Annotated in this window: 8 protein-coding genes and 1 pseudogene; 8 read left to right on the top strand and 1 reads right to left on the bottom strand. The window is 72.7% G+C overall.

Annotation, left to right across the window (positions count from 1 at the left end; translation table 11 throughout):
* The 7 genes from M1M07_RS30835 to M1M07_RS30865 all read left to right on the top strand — a co-directional run.
* On the top strand, window positions 1-3,767 hold a 3,767-nt coding region (locus M1M07_RS30835; protein WP_248676591.1), incomplete at its 5' end, for an amino acid adenylation domain-containing protein.
* Window positions 3,768-3,896: 129 nt separating this feature from the next.
* A complete protein-coding gene (locus tag M1M07_RS30840) occupies window positions 3,897-5,330 on the top strand; it encodes a carotenoid oxygenase family protein (protein WP_248676592.1) in 1,434 nt (477 codons plus the stop codon).
* 97 nt (window positions 5,331-5,427) lie between these two features.
* Complete coding sequence (locus M1M07_RS30845) at window positions 5,428-6,384, top strand: TIGR03557 family F420-dependent LLM class oxidoreductase (RefSeq protein WP_197252843.1); 957 nt, start codon at window positions 5,428-5,430, stop codon at window positions 6,382-6,384.
* A 123-nt stretch (window positions 6,385-6,507) separates the two neighbouring features.
* Window positions 6,508-7,683, top strand: a complete 1,176-nt coding sequence (locus M1M07_RS30850) for a cytochrome P450 (protein ID WP_197252842.1) — start codon at window positions 6,508-6,510, stop codon at window positions 7,681-7,683.
* Window positions 7,680-7,874 (top strand): ferredoxin, encoded by a 195-nt coding sequence (locus M1M07_RS30855; RefSeq protein WP_248676593.1) that lies wholly within the window; start codon window positions 7,680-7,682, stop codon window positions 7,872-7,874. Before M1M07_RS30850 ends, M1M07_RS30855 begins: the two co-directional genes overlap by 4 nt.
* Complete coding sequence (locus tag M1M07_RS30860; RefSeq protein WP_248676594.1) at window positions 7,871-9,022, top strand: NAD(P)/FAD-dependent oxidoreductase; 1,152 nt, start codon at window positions 7,871-7,873, stop codon at window positions 9,020-9,022. The genes M1M07_RS30855 and M1M07_RS30860 overlap by 4 nt, the downstream gene beginning before the upstream one ends.
* A 4-nt stretch (window positions 9,023-9,026) precedes the next feature.
* Window positions 9,027-9,965, top strand: coding sequence for a LysR family transcriptional regulator (locus M1M07_RS30865; protein WP_248676595.1), 939 nt, complete (start codon window positions 9,027-9,029; stop codon window positions 9,963-9,965).
* A 76-nt stretch (window positions 9,966-10,041) separates the two neighbouring features.
* Here M1M07_RS30865 and M1M07_RS30870 read toward each other — a convergent pair whose 3' ends face one another.
* On the bottom strand, window positions 10,042-10,629 hold the full coding sequence (locus M1M07_RS30870) for a TetR/AcrR family transcriptional regulator (protein ID WP_248676596.1): 588 nt from the start codon (window positions 10,627-10,629) through the stop codon (window positions 10,042-10,044).
* A gap of 147 nt (window positions 10,630-10,776) precedes the next feature.
* Between M1M07_RS30870 and M1M07_RS30875 the strand changes: the two are divergent.
* Window positions 10,777-11,129, top strand: a pseudogene (locus tag M1M07_RS30875) (phosphotriesterase); the annotation flags it as partial.

Raw genomic sequence — 11,129 nt, forward strand, 5'->3', positions numbered from 1 at the left:
CCGTCTACCCGGCCGGGCCGCACGGCCCGAGCCAGCGCATCCTCGCCGCCGACGACGTGCCGCTGAACCTGGACGTGGTCACCACCGACGAACAGGACGCGCTGGACCGGATCCGCGAGTTCGTCGCCACCGGCTTCGACGTCACCGTCGATATGCCGCTGCGGGCCCGGCTGTTTGCCGTCGGCCGCGACGAGCACATCGCGGTGCTGGTGGTCCATCACATCGCCGCCGACGGGGCGTCCGCCGAGCCGCTGGCCCGCGACCTGATCACCGCCTATCACGCCCGCACCCGCGGGGAGCGGCCCGCGTGGCAGCCGCTGCCGGTGCAGTACGCCGACTACGCGCTGTGGCAGAACGAGCGGCTCGGCGACGCCGGCGATCCCACCTCCCGCGCCGCCGCGCAGCTGGCGCACTGGCGCCGCGCCCTGGCGGGCCTGCCGGACGTGCTGACCCTGCCCACCGACCGGCCGCGCCCGCCGCGGCAGTCCTTCCGCGGCGACATCGTCCGGTTCCACATCGACGCCGAGCTGCAGGCGCGGCTGCAGCGGCTCGCCGCCGGCCGCGACACCACCCTGTTCATGGCGGTGCACGCCGCCCTGTCGGTGCTGCTGGCGCGGCTGTCCGGCAGCGACGACATCGCCGTCGGCACCCCCATCGCCGGCCGCGGCGACCGGGCCCTCGACGATCTGGTCGGCATGTTCGTCAACACCCTGGTGCTGCGCACCCGGGTGCCCGGCCGGCTCGGCTTCGCGGAGCTGCTCGGCCGGGTCACCGCCGCCGACCTGGACGCGTTCGCGCACGCGGACGTGCCGTTCGAACGGGTCGTGGAGGAAGTGGACCCGGTCCGCTCGACCGCGCACTCGCCGCTGTTCCAGGTGTCCATCGAGTTCCAGAACAACGCCCGCCCCAGCCTGGAACTGCCGCACCTGACCGTCACCGGGCTGCAGCTGGATCCGACGGTGTGCAACTTCGACCTGGAACTGCTGCTCGCCGAAACCGACACCGGCGGACTGGATGCGGCGTTCGTGTACGCCACCGACCTGTTCGACGCCGGCACCGTCGCCGGGTTCGCGGACCGGTTCGTGCGGCTGCTCGACGCGCTCACCACCGACCCGGACCGGCCCGTCGGCGACATCGACCTGGTCACCGCCGACGAGACCCGGGCGCTGGTGCCGGCGTACGGCCCGGCCGGGGTGGGCACCGGGCTGTGGACCGAGCTGCTGGATGCGGCCGTGGCCGCCGCCCCGGATTCGGTCGCGGTCGTCGACGGGGACCGCACCGTCACCTACCGCGACCTCGACGCCGCCGCGAACCGGCTGGCGCGAATGCTGCTCGACCGCGGCGCCGGACCCGACCGGGTCGTCGCGCTCGCGCTGACCCGCTCGATCGAGTCGGTCACCGCGGTGTGGGCGGTCATCCGCTCGGGGGCCGCGTTCGTGCCGGTCGATCCGGCCTATCCGCCCGACCGGATCGCCTACATGCTCGACGACAGCGCGGCCCGGCTCGGGATCACCACCGCCGCGCACCGGGCCGCGTTGCCGTCCGGCGCCGACTGGATCGTGCTCGACGACCCGGACACCGCCGCCGCGCTGGCGGCCCGCGCCGCCGCGGCCGTCACCGATCGTGACCGGCCGGCGGCGCTGCGCCCGGACCACCCGGCCTATCTCATCTACACCTCCGGCTCCACCGGCCGCCCGAAGGGGGTGACCGTCACCCACCGGGGCCTGACGGACCTGGCCGCCGAGGAACGCGAGCACCTGCAGGTCGACCCGACCGGCCGGGTCTCGCACCTGGCGTCGCCGAGCTTCGACGCGTCGGTGTTCGAGCAGATGATGGCGCTGTCGGCGGCCGCGACCCTGGTGATCGTCCCGCCGGAGGTGTACGGCGGGGAGGACCTGGCCGCGGTGCTCGACACCCACCGGGTCACGCACAGTTTCATCACCCCGACCGCGCTGGCGTCGCTGGACCCGGTCGCGGTGCCGGCGCTGCGGGTGCTGCTGGTCGCCGGGGAGGCCTGCCCGCCGGAGCTGGTGGCCCGCTGGGCGCCGGGCCGGCGCGTCATCGACGCCTACGGGCCGACAGAAGCGACGATCATGACCTCGCTGAGTGCGCCGCTGGCCGCCGGGGACCCGGTCACCATCGGCCGGCCCACCCGCGGGTTCCGGGCGCTGGTGCTCGACGCGCGGCTGCGGCCGGTGCCGGTCGGGGTGGCCGGGGAACTGTACGTGGCCGGCCCGGGCCTGGCCCGCGGCTACCACGCCCGCCCGGATCTGACCGCGGCCCGGTTCGTCGCCGACCCGCACGTGCCGGGGCAGCGGATGTACCGCACCGGCGACATCGTCCGCTGGACGCACGAGCGGGACCTCGAGTACGTGGGGCGCTCCGACTTCCAGGTCAAGGTGCGCGGGTTCCGCATCGAACTCGGCGAGATCGACGCCGCGCTCGGCAGCCACGAGCAGGTGGTGTTCGCGCACACCGTCGGGCACACCGCCCCGTCCGGGCAGACCGTGCTCGTCTCCTACGTGCGCTGCGCCCCGGACAGCGCACCCGACCCCGCCGCACTGAAAGCACATGTGGCGCAGCAGCTTCCGTCGCACATGGTGCCGACGGCGGTGATCGTGCTCGACGAGATCCCGCTCACCCCGGCCGGCAAGCTCGACCGCCGCGCGCTGCCGGCCCCGGACTTCGGGACCGCCACCGGCCGCTACCGGGCCCCGGAGAACGAACTCGAACGCATCGTCGCCGAGGTCTTCGCCGAGCACCTCGGCCTGGAGCGGGTGTCGGTCGACGACGGGTTCTTCGACCTGGGCGGCACCTCGCTGCTGGCCACCCGCATGCTGCCGGCGCTCGGGGAGCGCCTGGGCCGGCGGGTGCCGCTGCAGGCGATCTTCGTGCACCCGACCGCGGCGGACCTGGCCGCGCACCTGACCGAACCGGGCGAACCGGCGACCGTCGACGACGCGCTGCGGGTGCTGGTGCAGCTGCGCGAGGGCACCGGCCCGGCGCTGTTCTGCGTGCATCCGGCGGCCGGGCTGTCCTGGGCCTACGCCCCGCTCGCGCAGCGCCTGGACGGGCACCGGCCGGTGTACGGGCTGCAGCTGCCGGCGCTGAGCGGGGAGGGACGCACCGACACCATCCGGACGCTCGCCCACCGGTACGTGCAGGAGATCCGGCGGGTGCAGCCGCACGGGCCGTACCACCTGCTGGGCTGGTCCCTGGGCGGGGTCATCGCGCACGCGGTCGCGGTGGAACTGCGCCGCGCCGGGGAGGTCGTCGACACCCTCGCGTTGCTCGACAGCCACCTCGCGATCCCCGGCGGCGCCCCGGCGGTCGGGGTCAAGGACATGCTCCGCGACCTGGGCGTGTCGGTCAACGGCGGCCCCGAACCGACCTTCGAGCGGGCCGCGGCGATCCTCGACGAGTCGCTCGGCGGCAGCACCGGCCTGACCGCCGCGCACCTCGAGCGCATCCACTCCGGATCGACCGAGGCGTCCCGCGCGGCCCGGCGGCATTCCCCGGACACCTTCGACGGGGACGTGCTGTTCTTCACCGCCAGCCGGTCGGCGGCGTCGATCCCCGCCGTGGCCGCCTGGCACAACGTGGTCTCCGGGGAGATCCACCAGTACCGCCTCGACTGCGAGCACCACGAGATGGTCTCCCCGCGGGCGGTGGAGACGATCGTCGCGGTGCTCGCGGCCCGGCTCGAGGAGAGCGACAGCGCATTCCGGCACTGGGGTCGCGGCGAGGTCGGTACCCCGCGGCGCTGACGCCGGGCGCTGACGCGCCGGTGTGCCATTGTGGCGGTGGGAGCCGCCATTTCGGCACACCGGCGCGTCGGCGCACCCCTGTGACGAGACACAATTGAGGAACGTGTTCCAGGGTGGGACATTTCATCCATGACTGCCGCACCCGGCTCCGGGGTCCACCGCACCGCACCGCTCGGCAGCTCCCCGTGGGATTCCCTGCACCGCGAACACGACTACACCGTCGACGAGATCACCGGCCGCATCCCCGACGGGCTGCGCGGCGCTCTCTACCGCATCGGACCGGGACGCCTCGACGTCGCCGGCCACCCGGTCGAGCACATCTTCGACGGCGACGGCATGATCTCGCGGCTGCACATCGGCGACGACGAGATCCGCTTCCGCAACCGCTACGTGCGCACCCGCAGCTACCGGCGCAGCAACCGCACCGCGGAGATGCCCCGCGGATTCGGCACCCCCCGCCGCGGCGGGCCGCTCGCCAACGCGCTGCGCTTCCCGGCGAACATGGCCAACACCAACGCGATCCGGCACGGCGACCGCCTCTACGCGCTGTGGGAGGGCGGCAAACCGCATGCCCTCGACCCGGCCACCCTCGACACCCTCGGCATCGAGGACTTCGGCGGCCGCCTCAAACGGCTCGGCGCCTTCTCCGCGCACCCCAAGATCGATCCGCGCACCGGGGACCTCTACAACTTCGGCCTCGACTTCTACCCGCGGCCGCTGATCCGCTGCTACCGGCGCACCCCGCGCGGCGCGTTCACCGAGATCGCCGCGTTCCCCATCCCGAAACCGGCGTTCGTGCACGACTTCGCGCTCACCGAACGCCACCTGGTGTTCGTCGTCGATCCGCTGATCGTGGCCCGCCCGGTGTCGATGCTGCTCGGGCTGCGCCCGATGGACCACGCCCTGACGTTCGCGCCGGAGAAGGGCACCACCGTGGTGCTGGTGCCGCGCGACGGCGGCGGGCCCGTGCAGATCGAGCACGACGCGCTGTTCCACTTCCACGTCACCAACGCCTACGAGGACGACGACACCACCACGGTCGTCGACGTGGTCGCCCACGATCCCACGCAAAGCTGGCAACGCTGGAACGGGCACCTGCGCGACTACCGCGGCAACGCCGGACCCGCCTTCGGCGGCATCCTCACCCGCCTGCGCATCGACCGGCGCACCCGCCGCATCACCCGCGAGGTCCTCGGCGACCGCGGCTGCGAATTCCCGCAGCTCGACCCGCGGCGCACCACCACCGCGCACCGCCACACCTACCTCGCCGAGGCCTCGGTCCCCGGCGGCGACCCCGACTCGATCGCCACCGTCGACCACACCACCGGCACCATCCGGCGCTTCGTCGGCGACCCCGGCGACACGGTGTGCGAGCCGCTGTTCGCGCCCGCCTCGGCCACCGAGGGCCAGGGGTGGCTGCTCACCGTCCAGCACAGCGCCGCCGAGCGCCGGTCCCGGGTGCTGATCCTTCCCGCCGAGCGTCCCGACGCCGGCCCGGTCGCGACCCTCGGGTTGCGCCACCACGTGCCGATGACCTTCCACGGCACCTTCACACCGCGCTGACCGTGCCGGGTTCGCGGACCGCCGCCGCGGGTAGCCGCATCACACGGACGAGCGTGTGCGCGGCGGATCCGCGCGGCGGGAACGAACGGAGACGGGCGTGAAGATCGGATACAAACTGTTCGCCGAGGCGTATTCACCGACCGAGCTGGTGCGCCAGGCGGTGCGCGCCGAGGAGGCCGGCTTCGACTTCGTCGAGATCAGCGACCACTACCACCCGTGGCTGCACGACCAGAACCATTCGGGCTTCGCCTGGTCGATCCTCGGCTCGATCGCCGCGAAGACCTCCACCCTCGGGCTGGCCACCGGCGTGACCTGCCCGTTCCTGCGCTACCACCCGGCGATCATCGCGCAGGCCGCGGCCACCACGGCACTGCTGTCCGACGGCCGGTTCGTGCTGGGCCTGGGCAGCGGCGAAAACCTCAACGAACACGTGGTGGCGCGCGGCTGGCCGGCCGCCGCGACCCGGACGCAGATGCTGCGCGAATCGATCGAGGTGATCCGGTTGTTGTGGAGCGGCGGCTACCACAGCTACGACGGCCGCCACATCCGGCTCGAGGACGCGCGGGTGTTCGACCTGCCCGACGAGCTGCCGCCGATCGTGGTCGCCGGGTCGGGCGGTCCGGCGGTGACGACCGCCGCCGAACTCGGCGACGGCCTGTTCGCGACGGAAGCCGACCCCGAGCTGATCGCCGCGTACCGGCAGGCCGGGGGCACCGGGCCGCGCTACGGCGAGGTGTCCCTGGCGTGGGCGCCGACGGAGGAGGCGGCGCTGGCGTCGGCGCACAGGCTGTTCCGGTTCTCGGCGGCCGGGTGGAAGGTGCAGGCCGAGTTGCCGAATCCGGTGAACTTCGAGGCGGCCGCCTCGACGGTCCGCGAGTCGGACCTCGCCGACAGCTTCGGGTACGGCCCCGACCCCGACCGTCACCTGGAGAAGATCCGCGGCTACGCGGACGCCGGGTTCGACCACCTGGCGCTGGTGAACGCCGGGCCGGACGTCGACGGGTTCTTCCGGTTCTACGCGGACGAGCTGCGACCGGCCCTCGCCACGTCCTGAGCCGGTGACCGGCCGACCTGCCGGGCCGCGGGAAGCGCACCGAACCAAATATGAACCACATACATGAACTTGCATGTGGTTTATGAATTGGAATTATGTGACGGTGGCCTCTTCACTGGAGGCATGACCACCAGCCCTCCGCGCTCCGACCTCGACCTGTTCGCCGACGAGATCCTCACCGACCCCTATCCCACCTTCGCCGAGCTGCGGGAACTCGGCCCGGTGGTGTACCTGCCCGCCCACGACGTCTACGCCCTGACCCGCTACGACGTCATCCGCGGCGCCCTCGCCGACACCGCGACGTTCTCCTCCCGCAGCATCGCCTTCAACCCGGCCGCCAACGAGGCCCTCCAGGGCACGTCCCTGGCGTCCGACCCACCGATCCACACCGAACTGCGCGCCACCCTCACCGAGAACCTCTCACCGCGGGCCCTGCGCGGCCTCAAGTCCACCATCGAGACCAAGGCCGACGCGCTCGTCGCCGACCTGGTGGAGAAGGGCTCGTTCGAGGCCATCGACGCCCTCGCCCGCGCCTTCCCGCTCGAGGTCGTCGCCGACCTCATCGGCTTCACCGGCGAGGTCCGCGCCAACATGCTCCGCTGGGGTCAGGCCGCCATGGAGGTCCTCGGCCCCATGAACCAGCGCACCGCCGAGAACTTCCCCATCGCGGGGGAGCTGTACGCCTGGTGCTCGCAGGTGCAGGCCGAGGATCTGACCCCCGGCTCGGTCGGCCGCGGCATCTTCGACGCCGAGGCGCGCGGCGCCGTCCCCGCCGGCAGCGCCGGGCACATCATCCACCAGTATCTCGGCGCCGGGGTCGACACCACCATCGCCTCGATCGGCAACCTGATCGCCCTGTTCGCGGCGTTCCCCGACCAGTTCGACCTCGTGCGCGCCGACCCGACGCTGGTGCCGGCCGCGTTCGCGGAGGTGCTGCGCTACTGGGCGCCGCTGCACGCCTGGGGCCGCGCGGTCACCCGCGACGTCGAGATCGACGGCTACCTGATCCCGGCCGGGGCGCAGGCGGCGGTGCTGCTCGGCGCCGGCAACCGCGACCCGCGCCACTACGACGATCCGGACACCTTCCGGGTCGAACGCAACCCGGTCGATCACCTGTCCTTCGGGTACGGCCCGCACGGCTGCGCCGGGCAGGGCCTGGCCCGGCTCGAGGCGCACGCGGTCATCGCCGCCCTCGCCCGGCACGCCCGCCGCCTGGTCGCCGCCGACCCGATCCGGCTGCCCAGCAACACCACCCGCTCCATCGACGCACTCGAGATCCTGGAGGTTGTCCCGTCATGAAGATCACCCTCGACCGCCCCCGCTGCGAAGGCCACGGACTGTGCGAGGAGGTCGCACCCGAGCTGATGCACCTCGACGACGACGGTGAGCTGATCCTCGACGTCGAGGATCTCGACGACGGCGACCCGCGGGCCGCCACCGCCGGTGCCGCCGTGCGCGTGTGCCCCGTCGCCGCCCTCAAACTCGCATGAGTGCCGCACAGACCCCGGGGATGCACCGGGTCGTCGTGGTCGGCAACGGCATCGCCGGGCAGACCGCCTGCGACAGCCTGCGCACCGCCGGGTTCGACGGGGAGCTCACCGTCGTCGGCGACGAACCGGTGCCCGCCTACTCGCGGCCGGCCCTGTCGAAGGCGCTGCTCACCGACGGCGGCTCGCACGAGCTCGCCGCCCCCGCGCACGGCGCCACCGAGCTGCTCGGCGTCGCCGCGGTGGGCCTGGGCGTCGCCGCCCGGACGGTGCGGCTCGACGACGGGCGCGACCTGCCCTTCGACGGGCTCGTGATCGCCACCGGCACCCGGGCCCGCCGGCTCGGCCAGGACGCGCTGGTGCTGCGCACCCTCGACGACGCGCTGCTGCTGCGCGACCGGCTCGCGGCGCGTCCGTCGGTGGCGGTCGTCGGCGCCGGGCCGCTCGGCATGGAGGTCGCGTCCGCGGCCGTGCAGGCCGGCTGCGAGGTCACCGTCGTCGCCGACACCGCACCGATGCGCCCGCAGTTCGGCGGGTATCTGTCCGAGGTGTTCACCACCGCCGCGACCGCCGCCGGCGTGAAGATCGTCTACGGCACCGCCGCCGGCGTCGACGCCGGCGCGGTGACCCTCGACGACGGCACCCGCGTCACCGCCGAACTGGTGGTCGCCGCGATCGGGGACATCCCCAACGTCGAGTGGCTGCAGGACTCCGGGCTGCTCACCGACGGCCGCCTGGTCGCCGACACCCGCGGGCGGGTCGCGCCGGGCATCGTCGCCGCCGGGGACGTCGCGCACCTCCCGGTCCGCGGGATCGTGCGCCGGATCCCGTTGTGGAACAGCGCGATCGAGCAGGCCCGCGTGGCCGCGGTCGCTCTGCTGCGCGGGGACGACGCCCCCGAGTTCGATGCCGACCCGTACTTCTGGACCGAACAGTTCGGGCTGCATCTCAAGGCGATCGGGCATCTGCCGGTGGACGGGGACCCGACCTTCCTCGCCGGCGAGGATCCGCACGGGCCGGCGCTGCTGCACTGGCGGCATCCGGACGGCGCCGGGGTGGCGGTGGCGATCAACCACCGCATCCCGATTCCGCGGTTGCGGCGCGCCGCGGCCACCGGACAGCTCCCCGGCACGGTCACGACGTCCGGCTAGATTCATGTGGGTGAATCCACCCCCGGAGCACCCCGCCGATCCCGACCTCGCGCGGCTGGCCGCGATCAACCTGAACCTGCTGGTCCCGCTGCTGGCGGTGCTCGAGGAACGCTCGGTCACCCGCGCCGCCGCGCGGGTCGGGATGACGCAACCGGCGATGAGCCACGCCCTGGGGCGGATGCGCCGGTTGATCGGCGACGAGCTGGTGGTGCGGCAGGGGAGTGGGCTGGCGCTCACCCCCCGCGCTCTCGAGCTGATCGCGCCGCTGCGGGAGATGCTGCGGCAGACCGCGCGGGTGGTGAACTTCCCCCGCTTCGACCCGGCCCGGGACACCCGCACCATCACCCTGGCGATGACCAACAGCACCGCTTTCGTGGTCGGCCCGGAACTGACCCGGCTGATCGCGCAGCGCGCCCCGCATGCGACGGTGCGGCTGCGTACCTTCGTCGAGCCGCAGCCGGCCGATTTCACCGACGACGGGGTGGACGTGGTGCTGGTGTCGGAGGCGTTCTCCGCGCCCTATCCGCGCGAGCGGCTCTACGAGAACCGGTGGGTGGTCGTCGCCCATCCCGACACCGCCCCGGACGCCTCGGCGCTCGAGCTGCTGGAGTCGGTGCCGCACACCACCTACGACGCGCGGCACCGCATCACGCCCTACGCGGCGCTGGACGCGGCCGGGGTGCCCTACGGGATCGGCCGGCTGGTCTCCGATTTCCTGTTGGTGCCGCACCTGGTGGGACGCGCCGGTGGGGTCGCGATCCACACCTACCGGGTCGCGATGCAGATGCGCCGCCAGATGCCGCTGCGCATCGAGGAATTCCCGCTGCCGGTGCCGCCCCTGGGCATCGACATGGTGTGGAATCCGCGCCTGGCCGACACCGAATTCATCGGCTGGTTGCGCGAGATCCTGGTCGCCGCCACCGATTTCGACGCCGGGCGCTGACGTGCGCTGACGCGCCGGTGTGCCTTTGTGGCGGCCCCAGGCGCCACAAGTACACACCGGCGGCGCAGCCGCCCGCTCAGTCCTCGACGCCGAGCAGATAGCACCACGAGTCGGTCAGTTCCTCGAGGCAGATCTCGCGCGGGGTGCGCCAGCCGATGGAGAAGTAGCGCCGGGACATGTGTTCGAGCTGCCCGAAGGCGAGCACGCACCGGATCCGCCGCCGGTCCGGGTCCAGCCGCCCGGACTGGTTCAGCCCCTCGGTCATGTCGGTGACCGCGTCCTCGAACCACTGCTCGGTCTTCGCGGCCACGACCGGGTCGTGCGCCGCCTGGTAGGAGGCCGTCATGTAGGGCTTGATCTCGTCCCACTGGGTGAGTTTGCGGTCGAGCCACTGGTGGATCAGCGCGCGGGAGCCGGACGCGATCACCGCGGTCAGCGACGGGTCGTCGGCCGCGGTGAGGATCGAGTCGACCTTGGTCAGCAGCGCGCTCATCACGTCGGCCTTCGACGAGAAGTGCAGGTAGAAGGTGGTGCGGGTGGAGCCCGCGGCGGTGGCGATGTCGTCGATGGTGGTCGCGGCGTAGCCCTTGGTGCCGAACAGTTCGAGCGCCTTGGCGAGGAAGAGCTCGTAGGTCATCTGCTTCTGCGCGGCACGGAGTGACATGAACAGGAATCCTAGCGGCGCACCCGACTTACCGACGGGTACAGTGACGATTCTGGTCGCAAAGTCACTTGACAGTATGTAATCCGAATCCGTACTGTGACTCGCACCACGGACGTCTCCGTGCGACGTCGACGAAAGGAAGTGCCGATGACCGGCCCCGCGACCGCGACCCCCACCGTCCACACCGTTCTCGGTCCGGTTCCCGCCGACGAACTCGGTATCGTCGCCGTCCACGAGGCCCTGCTCTCGGTGCTGCCCGGCGCCCAGCACGCCTACGACATCGACTTCGACCGCGCCGAGATCTTCACCACGCTGCTCGGCAAGCTCCGCGAGTTCCGCGCCGCGGGCGGCGGCACCCTCGTCGACGCCACCGGCATGTTCCACGGCCGCGACGTGCCGCTGTACGAAAACCTCTCCCGCGCTTCCGGAGTGCACATCGTCGCCTCCACCGGCCTCGGCCCGGAGAACCTGCTCGGCGGCTACTTCCTCACCCCGCAGAC

This window comes from Rhodococcus sp. HM1 (genome assembly GCF_023218075.1).
GTDB lineage: Bacteria > Actinomycetota > Actinomycetes > Mycobacteriales > Mycobacteriaceae > Rhodococcus.